This is a genomic window from Aurantimonas coralicida DSM 14790 (assembly GCF_000421645.1).
GTDB lineage: Bacteria > Pseudomonadota > Alphaproteobacteria > Rhizobiales > Rhizobiaceae > Aurantimonas > Aurantimonas coralicida.
In genome coordinates this window covers 772,110-791,623 of the sequence record NZ_ATXK01000002.1, presented here as the reverse complement: position 1 = coordinate 791,623, position 19,514 = coordinate 772,110, and the positions used below count along the sequence as shown (strand labels likewise).

The following is a 19,514-nucleotide window of genomic DNA, read 5'->3' as shown; positions in this document are numbered from 1 at the left end:
TGAAATACAGTGCAGTCAGAAGTTTAGTGAATAAACTTCGCTATCGGGGGCATGCATCATGTCGGATCCTGTTCCGCATTGGCACCCTCGATCGCATCTATAATGCGGAGCATTGCTTCTGTTGCTGACCGCCGCGAAGCCTTAGGCATAGCTTCCAAGCGGCGAACCAAACCCAAGCTCTCCGGTGATATCTCGCCCACAGGCTCAACGCTGCTGTCCTCCCCGAGCAGCGTCGACACTGAAATTCCCAGGAGTTTGGCAATTTCCAAGATGCGCATGCCGGAAATCCGGTTGACGCCTTTTTCGTATTTCTGAACCTGCTGAAAAGTGACACCTAAATGCTTGCCCAGGTCGCTCTGCGACATACCCCGATAATTTCGGTAGCCGCGCAATCGAGCGCCGAGCTCTTTTTCTTTATCCGCTGAAACTTGTTGGCGCATCCGTTCCCCCTCGGCGGCAACCTCACTGTAAACGGTCCCGAAAAACGTGACGAAGTTGGGGCGGTAACACAGCCTGAGGGTAGATGTTTTAAGCTGGCCTGGAATGGGTCGCTACCGGTGGCAACGTCAGGTTATTGGAGTGCAATCTGGATACAGAGGGTTGCACCGTTGGGATATCGCGAATTTTTCAGTCTGAATAGACGAAAGCTTATCGAGCAGTTGTTAGCGTTGCGGTATGGACAGCCCTTGGCAATCGAAACGGCCACGAACGCAGATCACACGCAATCGAGAGAGTCGCGACGTGTGGCTTCGCAATGTCAGCAGTCTTCAAGAAGCTCGACAGCGGCGAAATAAGCCGCGGGCGCCAAAGCCCAACTCCACCTTCTGGCCACTTCTCATGCTCGCATGCGTGGTGGTGTTCGCCGCACCGATCATCGCTGATCGGTTTCACTTGCTCGATCGTCTGCAGGCGTTTGAGTGGCTCAAGTTACAGGCCGGCGAGACAATTGCCCGGCTTCCTGTGGTCATTAGCTTCAATGACGCCTCCGAAGGCGTCGGGTCGACCACAGCCGCGACCAGACCCCATTATCGTGGTCCTATCCCAGCCTGTTCGGGCAGAAACAGAGCGAAGCGGCGGGTAACCTGCATCGTCGACGGTGACACGGGGTGGCAGGACGGTGACAAATGGCGGATCGCCAATATCGATACGCCCGAGATATCATCACCGGAATGCGCAAATGAAAGGTCTCTAGGGTATGCAGCTCGGGATCGGCTGCGGACGCTCATGTCTCGCGGCTACTCTCTTACTCAATACGGCAAAGGCTACTACGGGCGCACGCTGGTCACCGTCACCCTCGCGGACGGTCGCGATGCGGGTGACGTGTTGATTGCTGAAGGACTATCCCAGCGTTGGCCCAATAGCGGCAATCCTTGGTGCCGCTAAATCGCGCCTATCGATTGCAGTAAACTTCTATGACCGAGAGGGGCCGATAGGAGACCGGCGGCTTCCGAGCATCGCAGGTTAAAAGGTGCCATTCGCTTGTCTACACGAACAAATCGCCCGAAGATCCCGGTTATGGACCGACGAGCATCTGCTTACGTATCGGCTCACCGTAGCTTGGACCCCTGAAAAATTGCGAGAATTGTCGTCGGTAAAGGATGTCGACAGGGTCTGGCGATCGGCTCCCAGCTAATCGGGAGATAATACGCTAGAAGTATCGCGCCTGAAATACGAAAGTCGAACGTTTACACTCGTTCGCCAAGGAGTTCTTGACAAGAATGAGACCTTCTCAGCCTTCGATCGAGATGACACGCCGATGTGCTGACGTCGACGTGGGAAGACAAGGAGACTTAAGGTTTTGATCCGTGGTCTCTATGCTTCGGTTTAGCTGATCTACAGCTCTCGCTCATGCCGGAGACCGCCATCGTTTTTGTCGGAAGCCGATAGCGGCGCGTACCGCCATGGACACCAGCAGGAGTCCGCACATGACAAGAAGGACCGCGCTGATCGGGGTCTCAAAGAGGATCGTGGGGCTGCCGCGTCCCAGAAGCAACGCGCGCCTGAGGTTCTCTTCGATCATTGGGCCAAGAATGAGCCCAAGGAGCAGCGGCGCCGCAGGGCAATTGAGCTTTGCAAACAGATAGCCAACCACGCCGAGGCCGGCGAGAAGCAAAACCTGGAAGGAGCTGTTCGCCACACTGTATACGCCGATCGCGAGGAAAATCACGATCATCGGATAAAGAATGCGGTATGGGATCGAGAGAATTCGGACCCAGATGCCGATGAAGGGAATGTTCACCCACAGGAGTAGAAAGTTGCCGATTAGCATGCTGGCGAGAAGGCCCCAGAACAGGTCTGGATGACTGGAGATCACGCGCGGCCCCGGAGCAATGCCATTCATGACAAGCATGCCAAGAATTAGCGCGCCCACTGCATCGCCCGGAATTCCGAGCGTCAGCGTAGGGATATAACCGGTCTGGGCGGCGGCGTTGTTCGCGGCCTCCGGCGCGACGACGCCCTCGATCGCACCCTTCCCAAAGCGTTCCGGCTCGCGCGACACACGCGTCTCCAGCGCATAGGCGATGAAGGAGGCAATTGTCGGTCCTGCGCCAGGCAACGCACCGAGAAAGCCGCCGACCCCGGTGCCGCGAATCATCGGCCCGATCGACCGTTTCACTTCGTCACGGGTCGGCATCATGGAACGCCATCCGCCGCCGGTCTGAATGATCTCTCGGCCCGCGTTTGGTTCCAGATTACGGATGACTTCGGAAAGCCCGAACAACGCCATCGCAACGACGATGAAGCTGAGGCCCTCCGCCATGATCGGAATGCCGAAGGTGAAACGCATCATGCCCGACACGATGTCCATGCCGACAAGCCCCATCAGGATGCCGACGAGCACCATGCCAATTGCGCGCAGGAAGGAGTCCGACGCAAAAAAGGCCGCCGCGAGAAGCCCGAAGAGCATCATGGAGAAATATTCGGAGGGGCCGAATTCGAGTGCGATCTGGGTGATCGCGGGAGCGGCGAAGATGACGGCGAAGATCGCCGACCAGCCGCCGACGAAGGAGGCGACGGCCGTCATAAAGAGCGGCACGCCGGCGCGACCGGCCTTCGCCATTGGGTATCCGTCGAGCGCGACGACGGCGGATGCCGGCGTTCCCGGAAGGTTCAGAAGGATCGAGGCCGTCGAGCCGCCGAAAAGGCCGCCATAGAAAATGCCCGAGAGCATGATGATCGCGGGGATTGGATCGAGACCAAAGGTGAACGGCAAGAGCATGGAGATCGCCGTGACCGTGCCGAGGCCTGGTAGCACGCCGACGAAAGTGCCGAGCACCACGCCGACGAGGCAATAGAGCAGATTTTCGACCCCGAGCGCGACCTCAAAACCGTGGGCGAGATTGGCGAGCGACTCCATTCTACCACCATGTCCGGAACGGCAGGCCGAGAAGCAGCTTGAATACGATCACCGAGAAGGCCGACATGCCGATCGCGATCAGCGCGTTCTCGGTCCATTTCGTCTCGCTCGAGGCAACGCCAGCAACGATCACGGTCGCGATAGAGGTGAGCACGAGCCCCGCCTCCTCAATGAGGAAGGCGAAGGTGCAGATCGAGAGCGTCAGCCCAGCGAGGGGGCGTAGATAGAGCCGCTCGATCGGAACGGGCCTGCGCCGGATGATCGACTTGACCATGAGCGCCAGTCCGATCAGCGCCAAGAGGCTGCCGATCATCAGCGGGAAATAGCCTGGCCCCATGCGGCGCGCCGTGCCGATCGATAGATCGAGCGCGCCGAGGGAGAAACCACCACCGATGGCAAGGAAGAGGAGACCCGAGAGAAGATCGCGGTCCTTCAGCATTCCAGACATTCTCGGGATCTCCTATCGAACGTAGCAGGGTCCGTCGATGAGGGGATGGCGGGCGACGAAATCCTCGTCGACCTCGACACCCAGCCCCGGTCCTTCGGGCGCGACCAGATAGCCCTCCTTGTCGATCTCAAGCGACGCACCGGAGACGAGATCGGTCCGGAACGGATTGTAGCTCGTCGCGTCGGCTTCGAAATAGCCCGGATTGTCGATTGAGGAGAGAAGGTGCAGCGAGGCGAACATGTTGAGCGCCGTCATCGAGCTGTGCGGATTAACCCGCTGCTTGCGCGCCGATGCCATGGCCGCGATGCGATAGACCTCGGTCAGGCCACCAGCCTTGGAAAGATCCGGCTGGAGGACCGTGACGACATCGTCCTCCAGAAGGCGCTGGAATTCGTAGCGTGTGTAGTGGTTCTCGCCGGTCGCGAGCGGCGTGCGGCCGAGTTCGGAGGCCTTGCGATAAGCGTGATAATCGTAGGGCGGAAACGGTTCTTCCAGCCAGCCGACATTCGCCGCGTCGAGCGCCGGCATCAGCTGCCGAACTTCCTCAAGCCCGTAGGCGGCGTTCACGTCGGAGAGGATGTCGATGTCTTCGCCGAGGGCGTCGCGCACCGCTTCGACCCGCGCCGCGTCGAGCTTCGGCGTGTCGCCGAGCCTGAGCTTCAGGGCTTTGTAACCCATGGAAACGTAGCCCTGAGCCTCCTCGACGAGCGTCTCCGTCGACTGGTAGCCGAGGGTCAGCCCGCCCGCATAGGCCTTGATCCTCTTCGCTCCGCCGCCCGCGAGACGGAAGATCGGCCAGCCCGACGCCTTGCCGCGCAGGTCCCAGAGGGCCAGATCGATACCGCTCATGGCAATCGCGGTGCCCGCGCCGAAACCATGGGTCGCGAAATGGCCGAGATAGAGATGATGCCAGATGCCGATATTGTCGCGCGGGTCCATGCCGATGATCATCGGCGCCAGCGTCGTCTGGATGAGCTTGGCGATCGCGCCCGGCGAGCGGCCGTGATGGGCTTCGGCCCAGCCGGTGATACCGTCGTCACTGACAATCTTCACGAGAACGGCATCCCGCTTGACCATCCGCCCGACACCCATGCGGAAATCGGTTCCCTCCGGCACCCGGTAGGACACCGGATGGACGGTAATTGCGCTGATCTTCATGGTCCTCCTATCCACCGACCGACTCCCAGCCATTTCGGTGTCATGCTGACGTTGTGGTTTTCTGTAATATGAAGTAACAGAAATTCGCAAGCTGTATGCAAAAATTTCATCTGCCAGACTGACAGGAGCTTTCCTTGAGCCTCGACCTCCGCACCGGCACCGCCGATCCGCTTTGGGTTCCGATCCTCACGCACTACATGCCGGACAGCGGCATCGACGCCCAGAGAATGCTCGCACATTGGAACAGCCTGATCCCGCATGTGCGGCAGGTGATGCTGGCAGGCTCCACAGGAGATGGCTGGGAACTCGACGATGCCCGCTTCGACGCCCTGATCGATCTCGGCGATTCGCCCGATCTGCCGGAGGGTGCCGCCCTTCTCTTCGGTATTCTGCGGCCAACGACAGACGAGGTCATCGCCCGTCTCGAACATCTCGAAGACCGGCTCGAAGCCCATCCACGCCTTAAGTCCCGCCTGCGCGGCGTCGCGATCTGCCCGCCGGTCGATGCGAATGCGGATCAGGACCAGATCCGGAAGCATTTCGAGGACGCTTTCGCGGCGAGCACCCTTCCCGTTGCGGTTTACCAGTTGCCGCAGGTCACGCAGTGCGCGATCGCGCCGGATACGATGGCGGCTCTCGCGACAAGTCCGCGCGTGACAATGTTCAAGGACAGCAGCGGCGAGGATGTCGTCGCCAAGGACCGGGACGGCTATGACGGCGTCGTCATGGTGCGCGGCGCCGAGGGCGGCTATCTCGAAGCGCTGAAGCCTGCCGGGCCGTATCACGGCTGGCTTCTCAGCACCGGCAATGCGCTTGCCACGCCGCTCCGCCGGGTCCTCGATCTCAACGAAAGCGGCGACGGCGAGGCGGCTGCCAAGCTCTCCGGCGCACTCTCGGAGGTCGTCGAAAAGGTCTTCGCCGCGGCCGCGAATGAAGGCGGGGCGAATGCCTTCTCCAACGCCAACCGGGCAATGGATCACCTCCGCGCTTATGGTAAAGGCTGGCGCAGTGCCCCTCTTGCATTCAAGGTAGATGGCTCGGAACTTTCAGCCGACCTTGTTGCTGAGGTCGAATCCCATGCCGCTAGTCTCCTGGAGATTGGGGACACCGGATATCTCCACTCTTGATGCTGGCCCGGTCATGAATCGGATCTCGACGCAGCCCAAACGCTTCGATCTCAGCTCGATCGAACATGCGATCCGCCCGGCGCACCAGCGCAGCCTCAACGACGAGGTCTACAAGGCTCTGGCAAAGCTCATCGCCTCCGGCGAGATGCGCAGCGGCGACCGGCTGCCCGCCGAGGCCGAGCTCTGCCGGCTCTTCGCGGTCTCGCGCCCCGTGGTGCGCAAGGCCCTTACCCGGCTGCGGGACGAAGGGCTGATCGTCTCGCGCAAGGGCTCGGGCTCGTTCGTCGCCGATACCGGTTCACCCACAAAGCCGAAAGACGCGGAAAGCCGGCTGGCCGTGATGCTGCACGCGCTCGAATATCGCCGCAGCATCGAGCCGGACGCGGCGTATTATGCCGCGATTCGCAACGGTCCAACCGATCTCGCCGCCATCGAAGAGGCGCTCGAAGATTTCCGGCGGTTCGACGACAAGGACGCGCGGCCCAATGTTGATAAGGCTTTCCACCGAGCGATCGCGAAGGCCGGCGGCAACGAGCACTACGAGAAGGCGCTCGATATCATCGGCTACGACATCGATCTCGGCGTCTCGCTCGCTTACCATCTTTCGAAGCTCGGGCAGGCTGAGCGACGCGCCGCGATCTTCGCCGAACACCGGAGTATCTTCGAAGCGATCAAAGCTCAGGATCCAAAGGCTGCGCGCGAAGCGATGCTGACCCATCTCGAACGTTCGCAGGTTCGTGTCATCGCCCGCGGCCAAGAAATGATGCGGCGCTCGATCACGTGATTATGGTTCAGTTGGCTGACAACCCTTGACCGACAAAGCTGTAACATATTATGACAGATATGTCGGACCTGATAACCTGTGGGAGGCGTCGGGTTCAGCCGTTTTCTTGGGAGGACCTAAATCATGCTCAGAACACCCCGTATCCTCGCGTTCGCCGCCATGGCCGGCACGCTCGCATTCGCAGCGCCTGCAGTCGCGCAGGACAGCTATCCGTCCGACACGATCAACATCGTCGTCTCCTATCCACCCGGCGGCTTCAACGACACCGTCGCTCGCATGATCTCGGAAGATTTCAGCGAGCGCTGGGACCAGTCCGTCGTGGTCGACAACCGTCCTGGCGGAGGAACGGTCGTTGGCACCGAATATGTCGCAAGCTCCGATCCAGACGGGCACACAATGGGCATTTCGCCCTTCGCATTCGGCGTCAATCCAGGCCTCTTCCCCGAGCTGCCCTATGACACCGAAAAAGATCTGAAGCACGCTATTGTACTGGGCGAGGCCTTCAACGTGCTGGTCGCCCATCCCGACTTCGGACCCAACACCGTCGAGGAACTCATTGCCTACGCCAAGGAGAACCCGGGCGAGGTAAACTATGCCTCCGCCGGCAACGGCTCCTCAAACCATTTGTCGGGTGAGCTATTCAAGTCCCTCGCGGATGTTGACATGGTGCACATTCCCTATGGCGGCAGCGCACCGGCCCGGACTGACCTGATGGCTGGCCGCGTGGATATCCTGTTCGACAACTACACCAACGTCGCGGAGCTGGTTGATAGCGGAAAGGTGAAGGCACTCGCCGTCACGACAACCAAGGAAACCCAGCAGATGCCGGGCGTACCGACAGTCGCCGACTCGGTCGACGGCTACGAGGTGAGCACTTGGTGGGGCGTCTACGTTCCAGCCGAAACGCCAGACGAGGTCGTAACTAAACTCAACGAGGCGCTGAACGAATTTCTTCAGAAGGACTCTACCAAGAAGGTTTTCGAAGAGCAGGGCATCACGGCCGTCGGCGGCAGCGTGAGTGTGGCCGAGGCTTTCGTGAAACGCCAGCTGGAGCAGTGGATCCCGGTTGCCGAGAAGGCGCAGATGCAGGTCGACTAATCTTGATTCGAAACGTTCGATGATTCTATCAACACCACTGCCTCGCGTGCTGCTTACCGATCCGATCGATGCATGCGAGGCGGCCCGGCTCGGCGATCATGCCGAAGTCGTGACCTTCGATGAGGGAGGGCCTGTAAGCTTCGAGCACGAAATCGCAGGAGCCTCCTTCGTGGTTGTTCGGCGTGCCATCCCAGCGGCCGCACTTGAAAGAGCCACTCATCTTCGAGCCCTTGTCCGCCATGGCGCTGGGCTCGATTTCATTCCGGTCGAGGCAGCAACCCGTCTTGGCATAGCGGTAACGAACACGCCCTCCGTCAACGCCCGAAGCGTCGCCGAACACGTCTTCGGTCTCGTCATCAGCCTTGCGCGCCGGATCGCCGAAAACGATGCCGGTATCCGGAGCGGCAAATGGCAGACCCTACGCGCTGCCGCGCCACGCTCGGCGGAAATTTCAGGCAAAACTCTTGGCCTGGTCGGCTTTGGCGGCATCGGACAGGCGATCGCACAGATCGCGAAACATGGCTTTGGCATGAATGTCCTCGCAGCGACCCGCCGGCCGCGCGAGGACGAAAACGGCATCTTGTTCCGACCGCTCGTCGAAGTCGCCGCCAAAGCCGATATACTCGTCGTCGCTTGCCCGCTGAGTGAGCATACGCACAATCTCGTTTGCGAAGAGATCATCTCGGCGATGCCCCCCAATGCCATTCTAGTAAATGTTGCCCGCGGCCCGATCATTGACGAAGCCGCCGTCGCCGCTGCGCTCCACTCAGGCCAACTCGGCGGAGCCGCCCTTGATGTGTTTGCCAATCAGCCGCTTCCGGCAGACTCGCCACTGCGCTCAGCGCCAAACGCGCTTCTCTCCCCCCATGTCGCAGGGGTGACCGCCGAAGCCATGGCACGAATGAGCCGCACAGCGGTCGACGATATATTGAAAATGATACTCGGAGACGAGCCACGTCATTTGGTAAACAGAAAGGCGTGGCCGCTTATTGCGAAGCGCTGGGACCAGCTTGAACGGTACGACAGAGCTCCGGACTCTCGGCAGAGCTAAGCTGGGTAACAGATTATCAGACTGAGCTTTAAGGACGTTCGAGCAGTACTCGAAACCCCACCTCGCGTTTGATCGTATCGAGCTTAGCGCAACGCCTCTTCCATAAGAGCTTCCGCTTTCTCATGGAGCGCCCAGAAGTTGGGTACGCCTTCGCCCTTGATGCGGCTTTTGAGGGCGGCCAGATGGGAATGCCAACCACCGCCGAAATTGATCGCGTCGGCGCTACCGCGCAATCCCGTGTGCGTCAGGACAAGGAGAGTCTGTGCCCCCTGCTGGCTCAGTTCGAAGGTGACCTCGCCGGCCTCCCCGTCCTCCCATGTGAACGCAAGAAGGAACGGCGGCTCGAAGCGGGTGATGCGTTCTTTCCAGCTATGGCCGCTGTAAGCGCGGTATTGTTCAGGCGCCGGCACGTCTTGATCGGAAAGCCGTTCGTGATTCATGGTAAGACCCAGCGTTCCACCGGCCCTCATGTCGCTTGGCCCTGCCATGAACCATTGTGCCCTCAGGTCTGGCTCGGTCAGGTAGCGCCAGACTTTCTCGATGGGCGCATCAAGCAGTCGTTCGAAGCGCAGCGCATTCGGAGCAATCCGGTCTTGCATCGCATTCTCCTCCTCAGTCCAGGTTGAGCTGCCACGAAACACCGAAGCGGTCCTCGACCCACGCAAAACGTGTGCTGAACCCGTAGTTGCCGAGCGGCATGAGTAGCTTGCCACCTTCGCCAAGCCTGGCTGCGAGACTTTCGATCCCCGCCTCACCGGCACAGTCGATCCAGAATGAGATTGCGGGCGTGAACCCGAAATCATGAACAATCGGGCTATCAAGCGCTTTGATCGTCAGCCCTGCGATGGTCGCAGTCGCCGTGCGTACGGAACCGGCGGGAGCGATCCCCTCTTCGCCATACCTGTCGATGGTGTCGATGCGGCTCTCGGGAATGGTCGTCGCATAGAAGCCTAGCGCTTCCTCGCAACGTCCCGCGAACATCAGAACTGGCGTAGCGGTCAAGTTCCATCCCTCCTCACGGCCGCTTCAAGAGCATCGAGGCGGGTATTCCAGAAGCGTTCCCACTGGCGGAGCCAGTCGTTGGCTTCTTTCAGCCGCTCTGCACGCAGGCGGCAAAGCTGCTTGCGTCCCACCTTACGCCGATCAATCAGCCCCGCGCGCGCCAAGACAGCGACGTGCTTGGAGGCCCCCGCGAAGCTCATTCCGTATGGAGCAGCAAGTTCGCCCACGGACTTCTCACCTTGCATCAGGTCCGCCAGCATTCCGCGCCGCGTTGGATCCGAGAGGGCAGTGAACGTCGTGTCGAGATTATCTTCAACCATGCGGATTAATAATGTCGGTCGAGCCTATTGTCAACCACTGGGTTAAGTATGCAGGATCGGAGGGCCTCTACAGGAAGCTCTGTCCGGATAGCCGAACGCCTAGCCCTCTCAATCCAGCCCGGGGATGGCCGTCTGGGCGAACCGGTTCACAGCCCGGCGGCACCCGGACGCGATGTTTGCGGAAACAGGCGAACACGGACTTGCGTCCAGCATCGAAGATTCTCCTGAGGTCATGTCGATTATCGGCGGTCCCGTTCGTCGTTCTCATATCAGGCTATCGAGCCTGACCTGAATAAGGAGACAGACAATGCGTGTAGTAGTGTTCGTGAAAGCGACCACCGACAGCGAGGAAGGCCGAATGGCGCCGCCGGAGCTACTGGAGGCGATGGGCAGGTACAATGAGGAACTGGCTAACGCGGGCATCATGCTGGGCGGCGACGGGCTCAAGCCCTCCTCGCAGGGCAAGCGGATTGCCTTCGACGGACCCAGCCGCACGGTAATCGATGGGCCCTTTGCCGAGACGCGCGAACTGGTCGCCGGCTACTGGATATGGGAAGTAAAGGACATGGATGAGGCAGTTGCCTGGGTGAAGCGCTGCCCCAATCCAATGTTCGGACCGAGCGAGATCGAAATCCGGCCAGTGTACGAGATGTCCGATTTCGAAGAGATTATGACTCCGGAAGCCGAGGCCGTTCACGAGCGGGTGCGCCAGAAGCTTGAGGGTCGGTAGGTCGTCGGCTTGCGCGCTGTCGCGCTGCTTGCCTCCAACGACTATTGCCGCAAGAATGGACGCATGACGACATGCGAGACCCACTCGGCGATCGAGGCGGTGTTCCGGATCGAACGGGCGAGGCTCATAGGGAGCCTTGCCCGCATGGTTCGTGATGTAGATCGGGCAGAGGAGTTGGCGCAGGACGCATTGCTGACTGCGCTTGCCGAATGGCCCAGGACCGGCGTCCCGCGCAATCCCGGAGCTTGGTTGCTGGCAGCGGCAAAGCGACGCGCGATAGATCGCATGCGCCGCGAACGGATGCTCGAACGCAAGCACGCCGAACTGGCTCGCAGCCTCGACGACGCCGTCGACCCCGTAGAGGCGATCGAAGCGGCAATGGATGACGATCTCGGAGACGAACTGCTCGCGTTAATTTTCACGGCGTGCCACCCGGTTATCTCACGGGAAGCCCGAGCAGCGCTGACGCTACGTTTGGTCGGGGGACTGACGGTCCAACAGATCGCGCGGGCCTTTCTGGCGGGGGAGTCGACGGTTGCACAGCGGATCGTGCGCGCAAAGAAGACTATCGGCGAGGCCGGGCTCGCTTTCGAGGTGCCGCGCGGAGCAGAGCGTGCCGTACGGCTCGGCTCGGTTCTCGAAGTCGTCTACCTGATCTTCAACGAAGGTTACGCCGCCACCTCAGGCGGGGATCTGCTGCGCCCGGCGCTCTGCACTGAAGCGCAGCGGCTTGGCCGCGTCCTCGCCGCACTCCAACCGAACGAGCCCGAAGTGCTCGGCCTGCTTGCGCTGATGGAGTTGCAGGCCTCGCGACTGGCAGCACGGACCGGGCCTGACGGAGCGCTCGTAACACTTACAGAGCAAAACCGCGCGCGCTGGGACCAGTTGTTGATCCGCCGCGGGCTCCAAGCGCTGGAGCTTGCCGAAGGTATCGGCGGAACGGGTCCATATACCCTCCAGGCCGCACTTGCCGCCTGCCATGCGCGCGCACGGCACGCCGCCGACACCGACTGGAGCCGCATTGCAACATTGTACGACCGGCTGAGAGTGGTGATGCCATCGCCTGTGGTCGATCTCAACCGAGCAGTTGCCCACAGTATGGCGTTCGGACCCGAAGCAGGCCTGCGGTTGATTGACGAACTGGCAGACGCTGCGGCCCTTCGCAGTTATGCTCCGTTACCAGCGGCGAGAGGCGACTTTTTGTTTAGGGCCGGTCGCACGGACGAGGCTCGTTTGGAGTTTGAGGCAGCGGCCGTGCTTACCCGGAACCAACGGGAACGAGCTTTTCTCTGCGCTCGTGCAGCCGCGTGCAATTGACCCCTACCGCGGTCTGAACTGTCCTTCTAGAGGTCGGCGGAGAACCAAAGGACGCAGTAGGCTTGTCGAGAAGCCGGCCCGCTGGTTCGGAGCAGAAAAACGCACACGCCGAATGGACCCAGTTTAGATACAGGTACATGGATGTCAGGACGTCACCAGGCTCCTCGAAGCACGAACTGGGAGAGTTCGCGAGTTGGAGTGCCAGGGGATGAACACCTGGACCAGAATTAATTCCTGATTGCAGAAGCGGGCCGAAAGCGGACCGGCATCTTTCGAGCCTCCACGACGAGAAGGCTGCCCTCCGGCTCTCGACCCTTCTAGGGTCGATACTCGTTCATCCTGTTGAAGCTCCAGAGCAAGTCAGATTCCCTCGTGCGCAGAGGAGCCAAGGGAGGATCAGATGGCACGACTGTTCTGGCTGAACGACGAGGCTTGGGCCGCTCGTGATTGGGTCAGTTGCTAGCAGTCCGTTAGAACGAGTCGTCGGCCGCCTTCGTGTAGCGACACTGAGGAAGCGACTGGCGATCGAGGCGAAAGCGATTAGACGTCCAGCACAAATTGCGCTTCGCGCCAGTCTTGCTATGAATAAGCTGTCGTGGCTGCTGTCCTTCCAAGGCCAAACCTCCTAGCCGCGACAGGCCCGGCAGCTTCCCTTGGGTCGACAGCGTCGCTGTCGGGCCGCATCCATGATGATGCGGTTGCCATACGCGCGAATCCCAGCCATGGGACGAACAGGGCTTTGGCGTTGGACGCGTTCTTGCTATGAACGATCCGTCACGGTGGCCGTCCCTCCAGGGCGCCCCCACACGACCGTGACGGGCCCGGCGGCCTGTTTCCCAAAACTCCCCCGCCGGGCTGCCTTTCTCGACGAATGGACGCCACGCTATCGGTGTCGGCGATGCTTTTGGGTCCGTGACCCAACCGCGATCAGGCTCGGCAATGGTGGGTTTTCTGACGCCGCCTGCCGAGCCGCCGCGCGCTCCCTATCCGATGGCAATCCGGCGCCTCGCAGGCGCCGGTCATTATGTTACAATGGGTTAGTCGCGGTGGGGAGAGATATGAGCCGCGATCAGGCCCGGCAGCTCCCAACAGTGGACGTTGCCGGGCCGCCTTCAATTGGACATTTTGAGTATACTACCATCGCTCGGTCGTGGTGTTTTGAGACGCGCCATGATCAGGCCCGGCAGTGACCTTGCCCGCGATGCGATGCTGTCGGGCCGCCTGCAGAAAATACTGCAAGTATGAGCCTCGCACCCCCAATGGCGTGGTACTCTGGAACAGTCGCGTGCCGGACCATTCCCCGCTTGCGATTAGGCTCGGCGATGGACCACGTCCCGGCGCCATTTGCCGAGCCGCCTCAATGATCGCCGTATAAAAAAGCCGCCTCAGCGGGCGGCCGGGGCAGTCAAACAGAGGCTAGCGGCGCTACTCCGCAAAGGTCAGCACATCGATCGGCGGTGGTCGCCAGCATCTCGTTGATCATCTTGGCATTTGCAGTCTCGTCGACTGAAACCACGTACTGCGGGTGGCGCATAGCGCCCTACGTTCGGGATCGCCTTCACCGCGCCGTGCTGTCATTATTGGCATAGTACCAGATTTTGCTTTGAGAAAGCAGACAAACGGAGCTTGTACGGACAATCCGCCACCGCTCGCGTCTGTAGCGGTCAGGTCGGGATCGCGCAAAATACGCCTTTCAGGCGCGATTAAACGCGTCGGGCGCCAGCGTGATGCTCGACCTCGGAACCAGAGCGTGTGCCGAGCCTTCCTCGAACTGAAACAGGAAGAAGTCACGATGTCCGAGATCAGCAAGACAACGAAGGACGGTGCGGAGCATCGCAAGGACGGATCGAAGGTCGCCACCGACTCCGACGCGAACGGCGAGACGGAAACTGATCACGTAAATCGGGTAGTGAGCGAGCGGCTTAGCGGTGGGCCATCGCCGGATTATTACGAGTCTGCCGAAAGCGACATTGTAGCGCCGTCGCCTTCTACTGGAGCGAATTGCCCCTCGCCCTTTTGAACCAGATGGATCCGCAAAGCCATGCAGGCCCGTCCGCGAGGGCAAGCAGGGTTTCGCGCTTTGGAAGTCTGCCATCCATCATAATTGCATCCGACGCCGGATCATGGTCGGATCAGTAATGCCGGTAGCGGCGATCCCTATATCGATAATCGCGACCCCAGCGGTCGCGGGGGTGCCGTCTCCAGTCCCGATGACGGTAATAGTCGTGATGGCGATAGCGCGGCCGGTCATCGATCACGATCACCGGTTCGGCATAGACCGGCTCCTCGTAGATCACCCCCGAATAGGTCTCACTGTAGTAGCCGCTCCCGGCAACACAGCCGGTCAGCATCAGGGCGCCAAGGCCGATGGCGGCGTATTGTAGTAAGCGCTTGGTGGCTCTCATTTCCCGCATCCTGACAGGCTCCACGCGCAACGCGCTGCGAGTTCTGACAAACTCGTCAAGGGACGAAAATCAAGTATGCGCACGCAAAAGCAAATACCGTAGCGGCAGCGTAACAGCCATAAGTGACGACGTCGTGGGCACGGTCTGTCTTCAGCTCGCGAACGGGTCGGTCACGCATCGTCATTGCTCCTCTTGGTTGCCATGAGGAGTAAGCCCCGGACTGGGCGCAATTTCGACGGGCCAGGAAAAAGCGAACGACCTGGTTAGCGAAGCGTAAACGCTGCGCGCGGAGGCTCGCACAACCGACAGCTTATCTTATAACGCTCTGCCTGTGCCGAGTGCACGGTTTTCGGCAGCGCCAACGCGAGCGGAGCGCAGCGATGGTTATCGATGGTCGGCAGAACAAAGCGGCTCGGGCCATTCTCAGGTGGAGAGTGAGAGAAACGGCGGACGCTTCCGGGGCCCATTGTTATTCCGCCCTTTTATTGCGGCTCGCTGTCAACTCCCGCTTTGATGTCTGCGCGGGGGTCAGGGTCCTTCCGAGGTCGCTGCCTCATGATGGTTTTTGGGGGGAGCCTCGATGTGTGCAACGACATCAGATACCTGCGTCAGCCGAATGACCGAGGTCGAGATTCGTCCTGTGACCCAAATAAATCATGCGGCCTGAACGGGGGTGCGCTCGACACAGGCCGTTTGCCAATCATACTAATCTGGGATGTCGCCAGATTGCTGCTATGTTGGCTGTTTCTTTTCCGGGCTGATGCGCTGAGCTGCGACCACCTCGTCGAGCCGGGCAAGCTTTTCGGCGAAGATGTCCGGAGAACTGGACTCAATGTTCAAGCCAGCACGGGTCGTCAAGAAGCGGCGGACATCCGGGTTTGCTGCGAGGACCAAGACTGCGTTTCGTAGGGTCGCCATCGTATTTTCCTAGCGCATCGCGCTACACAATTTCTGTTCGCAGCTAATCAATGGCACGCGATCGCAACAGTTCCACGTATCTCTGATAATTCGCCAATAATTATACCCATTTGGGTCGTATGGCTTGCTCCGTATCAAGCGGCTCTTTGTTGGCGCCACCATCAGATGCATCGCCTGCACGAACAATATCTATAGCCGTCAAACTGCGGCATTCTCTTCGGCAATCGTCAGGTCACGAAGGATCTGATGGATACGATCACCGTCCATGCGACTGGGATCGAACGCCGTTGCTCGGGCAACATCCGCAAATCGCGCCGCATCGTCCAGCGATGAGCCTACGAAGGCCATCGACCAATTCTCGAAGGTGCGAGTGGTCGTCGGCTGGAAGGCCAGCAGCGAGACGTCGCCGTGCCTTTCGTCCTGTTGGATACGCTCAAACGTCTCTTCGAGAGCGTCCATCGGACCTTCTAGAATCTGGGCGAAGCAGCCCGAGTTGAACATCAGCGCGCCGGTGACCCCGGCTTGCAGATTGTTTTCCTGGCTGGTTGCAAGGATTTGCTGGACCGCGTCACGCAGTTCCGTATCGTCCGCCACCATACGGTTGCGGCTGTAATAGACCAACTTGTGGAGGTCGTTGCTCATGCGCAGAGGTCTTTCGTCAGCTTCTTTTCGAGGAACGAGTTGATGGCACCAGCGCCCATTGGACGTCCGGTGAGATAACCTTGGACCTGCGTGCAGCCCTCGTTCCGAATTCGGGTTAGTTGGTCTTCAGTCTCGACACCTTCAGCTGTTGTCTTCATACCTAGACTGGCGCCAATGCTTGCGATGGCTTTGAGGAGGGCTCCGCAATTGTTGCTCTCATCCGCGCCGCGGACGAAGGACTGATCGATCTTGATCTTATCGAACGGAAATTTCTGGAGGTAGCTGAGCGAGGAATATCCCGTGCCGAAATCGTCCATCGAAATCCGAACGCCGATTTCCTTGAGTTGCCGCAGGGTCGACAACACCATCTCCGTATTGTCGATCAGGGAGCTCTCGGTGATTTCCAGTTCGAGCAGCTCCGGCCTCAGACCGGATTGGGAAAGCGCGGACAGGACCGTCTCGACAAGGCCGCCGCCGCGGAACTGTACGGCGGAGATGTTGATGGCTATGGAGATGTCACCGGGCCAGGATGAAGCCTCGTGACACGCGGTTCGGATCACCCATTCGCCGATCGGCGTTATCAGGCCTGTTTCCTCGGCCAGCGGTATGAAGGCGAGCGGCGAGACGCGGCCACGTTTGGGGTGGTTCCACCGCAGGAGTGCTTCAAAGCCGACAGGGCAATCGGATGAGAGGTCGATCTGCGGCTGGTAATCGAGTTCGAACTCTCTCAGCGCCAGCGCCCTGCGCAGATCGATCTCGAGAGTCCGCCTCTCCTGCATTGCCATGTCCATTGACGGCTCGAAGACCGCGAAGCACCCTCGGCCCGCGCTCTTCGCCTGATAGAGAGCAAGGTCTCCACTTCGCATCAATGTGTCTGGATCCGATTCCCCATCGGACAACATGACACCGATACTCACACCGATATTCACCGTATGCCCACGCAGGACGTAGGTTCGACCGACGAGATCAACGAGACGCTTGGCCAACGCCTCTGCCGCTTCAACGGTTTGTACACCCTCTTGGACAATGACGAACTCGTCGCCTCCCACCCGCGCGATGAGATCACTCTTCCGGCATGCGGACTGCATCCGTTGGACGACCTTTCTGAGAAGCGCGTCACCGATGGGATGGCCTAAGGTATCGTTGACGATTTTGAAGCGGTCGAGGTCGAGACAATGCACGGCGACCTGAAGCTCGTCACGACGAGCATTCTCGAGAGCGGTGCTCAGCCTCGTCAAAAGTTCCTTGCGCCGTGGGAGTCCCGTCAGGTCGTCTGGAACCTGGTGCTCCTCCAGAATGGTCTGAGCCAATTCAGGGTCGATCGTAAGAAGGAACCCTGCTTCACCGAGAGGCTCGATGCGGACGGGCAGGACACTGCCAATGACTGTACGGATCCAGTCGTGCCGCGCCGGACCCGCTGTAGAGTAATCGCCGGCGGCGTTAGCGAGGAGAAGTGATCCGACATCGTCGCTGATGACATGCTTCCCGAGTACCGCCTCCGCTCCTGCACTGGCAGCGACAACGGTGCCGTCTTCGTCGAGAACGAGAACGGGTACCGTCAGCCGAGAGATTGCCGCGTCAAGAAGCCCTTCGCGTGCTGGGATAAATTGACGTGTTTGCATTACGGCGGAACCCCGGAATTCGCGATACCGCACCTTGCAGGGATAACAGTAAAAGCTCGGCTAAGATTACGACCGAAGCAGTGAGCTTCACTTCACCCACGGGGTTGCGCCTAGCCAGTCGTCAGATGTCGATGGCCGTCCATGAGTCCTCAGCCTTTGGCAGCCGTCCTTGCGTCCGGTTGCGCTTCGCCAAATCATCGAAGTACAGCTCGATGAGCCCTGAACGGGTGAAACGATCATTCAGCCTGGTTGAATGTCTTATATTTATTGCCACAGGATGCAGTCGAAACGTACTACTGCCCTTGCAGGTCGTACGTGACCGCATCCAGGCCGCATCTGGTTTAGGCTTCGGCTGCCTTTCGCAACCAACCATCGGATCGAAGCTGCCCCCTATCGGATTGTCACTCGGTTTCAAACCAACGTCCGCTTCTGGGATATTGTCAAGGTTCTTCGAACGACCGGAAAGGGCGCTTAGCTGCCGCCCCCGCCGCAATCGAGCCTTGGAACTCTACCCTTTACCGATTCAATAACCAGGCGCGGAACTGCGGCGTTCACGCACAAATTTTCCATCAGGCTGGCGGACGGAACGAGGCGGCTGCCGTACGAGTGCGAGGAGCCCCGGTACAGGGATTGCGCAGTTTATATGCGCAGCAAACCCCGTTCGGTGTCGGGCGTAATGCGTCATAGCGGTACGATCGGACGCATGACCTGCCAGTGCGGCGACCTCAACTGGCACCATGATCTGCTTTGCGGTTGCGAGCGCGATATGCCGCGTCGTGTAGAGGGCGATCCGCTTGATCGCGAGGACACGACAAGCTCTGGCAATTCGTGACGCGATCCGCGACCAGAGCGTGGGCCAGCCTCCTGCCGCCTTCTCGGCCAAGACAAGTCTGTTCAAAAGGCGCTGAACCGTCCTAACGAAGTCGCCCCTCTCAGGGGGAACGATGACCGGCTTCAAATCGAGTCCTCTGAACTCGGCAATCCCACGATCGTTTGTAAACTTCGCGCAGCGCACGACGAGGACTTTCCCCCGGAGAGTTACAGACTGCCATTCGATGGGGCGCAACCCGATGCGGATGTTACAGTCGAGGAACAGGCTTGCAAGCTGATCGAGTTCGTTCCCGGACTCCAGAACTCTCACCACGCGTTCGAACTCCGCAAATGGCACGTTCTTGCGCTTTCTCGCTGACGTCCGTCGAACTGAGCACTTCGTTTTTGGCGATGGGTCCTTCGTCAGCGCAGCAAGAAGCACTTCGGCATTGGCGACGAGACCGCGTCTGTACCCATGTTCTACGGCAAACCGAATTGCGGCCCGATACTGCCGCACCGTGCTCGCGGACCAGCGGTCCTCCTGACTGGTGAACCAATCGACCGTCTGAGCAAGCGTGAAGATGGTCGGCGCACACATCTCCCTCGCGCCCTGCATGCGGAGCTTATCCACGCGCCGCAAATACGCCTCTTCCGTTAGTGCAGTTCGTGTTGCCGGTGCATAATTTTTGGTCATCGTTCAGTGCCCCTGTTACTCGATATAAAA

Annotated in this window: 20 protein-coding genes; 8 read left to right on the top strand and 12 right to left on the bottom strand. The window is 59.9% G+C overall.

The features are described 5' to 3' along the window. Nucleotides 1-56 precede the first annotated feature (56 nt). Nucleotides 57-440: a helix-turn-helix domain-containing protein gene (locus H536_RS23180; protein WP_024350043.1), complete on the bottom strand. Its 384-nt coding sequence runs from the start codon at nt 438-440 to the stop codon at nt 57-59. A gap of 397 nt (nt 441-837) precedes the next feature. Between H536_RS23180 and H536_RS24310 the strand changes: the two genes are divergently transcribed. Further along, on the top strand, nt 838-1,383 hold the full coding sequence (locus H536_RS24310) for a thermonuclease family protein (RefSeq protein ID WP_155898426.1): 546 nt from the start codon (nt 838-840) through the stop codon (nt 1,381-1,383). Between the two features lie 463 nt (nt 1,384-1,846). Here the strand turns inward: H536_RS24310 and H536_RS0108380 are convergent, their stop codons facing one another. The 3 genes from H536_RS0108380 to H536_RS0108370 are packed head-to-tail and all read right to left on the bottom strand — an operon-like array spanning nt 1,847 to nt 4,964. Beyond that, nucleotides 1,847-3,358: a tripartite tricarboxylate transporter permease gene (locus H536_RS0108380; protein ID WP_024350042.1), complete on the bottom strand. Its 1,512-nt coding sequence runs from the start codon at nt 3,356-3,358 to the stop codon at nt 1,847-1,849. 1 nt (nt 3,359) lies between these two features. Next, nucleotides 3,360-3,806 (bottom strand): tripartite tricarboxylate transporter TctB family protein, encoded by a 447-nt coding sequence (locus tag H536_RS0108375; protein ID WP_081651858.1) that lies wholly within the window; start codon nt 3,804-3,806, stop codon nt 3,360-3,362. 12 nt (nt 3,807-3,818) lie between these two features. After that, entirely contained in the window at nt 3,819-4,964 is a 1,146-nt protein-coding gene (locus H536_RS0108370) for a mandelate racemase/muconate lactonizing enzyme family protein (RefSeq protein WP_024350040.1), read from the bottom strand. Between the two features lie 134 nt (nt 4,965-5,098). Between H536_RS0108370 and H536_RS0108365 the strand changes: the two genes are divergently transcribed. The 4 genes from H536_RS0108365 to H536_RS23665 all read left to right on the top strand — a co-directional run bounded on the left by H536_RS0108365 (nt 5,099) and on the right by H536_RS23665 (nt 9,024). After that, complete coding sequence (locus tag H536_RS0108365) at nt 5,099-6,091, top strand: dihydrodipicolinate synthase family protein (RefSeq protein WP_024350039.1); 993 nt, start codon at nt 5,099-5,101, stop codon at nt 6,089-6,091. A gap of 13 nt (nt 6,092-6,104) precedes the next feature. After that, nucleotides 6,105-6,875 carry a FadR/GntR family transcriptional regulator gene (locus H536_RS0108360; RefSeq protein ID WP_024350038.1) on the top strand — a complete coding sequence of 257 codons (771 nt, stop codon included), beginning with the start codon at nt 6,105-6,107 and terminating at the stop codon, nt 6,873-6,875. Between the two features lie 123 nt (nt 6,876-6,998). Next, on the top strand, nt 6,999-7,973 hold the full coding sequence (locus tag H536_RS0108355) for a Bug family tripartite tricarboxylate transporter substrate binding protein (RefSeq protein WP_024350037.1): 975 nt from the start codon (nt 6,999-7,001) through the stop codon (nt 7,971-7,973). 19 nt (nt 7,974-7,992) lie between these two features. Next, entirely contained in the window at nt 7,993-9,024 is a 1,032-nt protein-coding gene (locus H536_RS23665; protein ID WP_081651856.1) for an NAD(P)-dependent oxidoreductase, read from the top strand. Between the two features lie 83 nt (nt 9,025-9,107). Here the strand turns inward: H536_RS23665 and H536_RS0108340 are convergent, their stop codons facing one another. From H536_RS0108340 to H536_RS0108330, 3 genes are read right to left on the bottom strand one after another with little or no spacing between them, the layout of a single operon-like run. After that, nucleotides 9,108-9,623 (bottom strand): SRPBCC family protein, encoded by a 516-nt coding sequence (locus H536_RS0108340; RefSeq protein ID WP_024350034.1) that lies wholly within the window; start codon nt 9,621-9,623, stop codon nt 9,108-9,110. A 13-nt stretch (nt 9,624-9,636) separates the two neighbouring features. Next, complete coding sequence (locus H536_RS0108335) at nt 9,637-10,026, bottom strand: VOC family protein (protein WP_024350033.1); 390 nt, start codon at nt 10,024-10,026, stop codon at nt 9,637-9,639. Continuing rightward, on the bottom strand, nt 10,023-10,346 hold the full coding sequence (locus H536_RS0108330) for an ArsR/SmtB family transcription factor (protein WP_024350032.1): 324 nt from the start codon (nt 10,344-10,346) through the stop codon (nt 10,023-10,025). Before H536_RS0108330 ends, H536_RS0108335 begins: the two co-directional genes overlap by 4 nt. A 307-nt stretch (nt 10,347-10,653) precedes the next feature. Here H536_RS0108330 and H536_RS0108325 point away from each other — a divergent pair, with 307 nt between their 5' ends. The 3 genes from H536_RS0108325 (at nt 10,654) to H536_RS24305 (ending at nt 14,413) form a co-directional block, all read left to right on the top strand. Further along, nucleotides 10,654-11,076 (top strand): YciI family protein, encoded by a 423-nt coding sequence (locus H536_RS0108325; protein WP_024350031.1) that lies wholly within the window; start codon nt 10,654-10,656, stop codon nt 11,074-11,076. A 63-nt stretch (nt 11,077-11,139) separates the two neighbouring features. Continuing rightward, on the top strand, nt 11,140-12,393 hold the full coding sequence (locus H536_RS0108320; protein ID WP_024350030.1) for an RNA polymerase sigma factor: 1,254 nt from the start codon (nt 11,140-11,142) through the stop codon (nt 12,391-12,393). A 1,792-nt stretch (nt 12,394-14,185) separates the two neighbouring features. Next, nucleotides 14,186-14,413, top strand: coding sequence for a hypothetical protein (locus H536_RS24305; RefSeq protein WP_155898425.1), 228 nt, complete (start codon nt 14,186-14,188; stop codon nt 14,411-14,413). Nucleotides 14,414-14,525: 112 nt separating this feature from the next. On the opposite strand, the gene H536_RS0108315 is transcribed toward H536_RS24305, so the two are convergent. From H536_RS0108315 to H536_RS24760, 5 genes are all read right to left on the bottom strand, one after another. After that, entirely contained in the window at nt 14,526-14,798 is a 273-nt protein-coding gene (locus H536_RS0108315) for a hypothetical protein (RefSeq protein WP_024350029.1), read from the bottom strand. 732 nt (nt 14,799-15,530) lie between these two features. Next, nucleotides 15,531-15,716: a hypothetical protein gene (locus tag H536_RS0108310; RefSeq protein WP_024350028.1), complete on the bottom strand. Its 186-nt coding sequence runs from the start codon at nt 15,714-15,716 to the stop codon at nt 15,531-15,533. Nucleotides 15,717-15,914: 198 nt separating this feature from the next. Next, nucleotides 15,915-16,358 carry a BLUF domain-containing protein gene (locus H536_RS0108305; protein ID WP_024350027.1) on the bottom strand — a complete coding sequence of 148 codons (444 nt, stop codon included), beginning with the start codon at nt 16,356-16,358 and terminating at the stop codon, nt 15,915-15,917. Further along, nucleotides 16,355-17,980 carry a putative bifunctional diguanylate cyclase/phosphodiesterase gene (locus tag H536_RS0108300; RefSeq protein WP_024350026.1) on the bottom strand — a complete coding sequence of 542 codons (1,626 nt, stop codon included), beginning with the start codon at nt 17,978-17,980 and terminating at the stop codon, nt 16,355-16,357. Before H536_RS0108300 ends, H536_RS0108305 begins: the two co-directional genes overlap by 4 nt. A 523-nt stretch (nt 17,981-18,503) precedes the next feature. Continuing rightward, a complete protein-coding gene (locus H536_RS24760; RefSeq protein WP_162142650.1) occupies nt 18,504-19,484 on the bottom strand; it encodes a hypothetical protein in 981 nt (326 codons plus the stop codon). Nucleotides 19,485-19,514 lie beyond the last annotated feature (30 nt).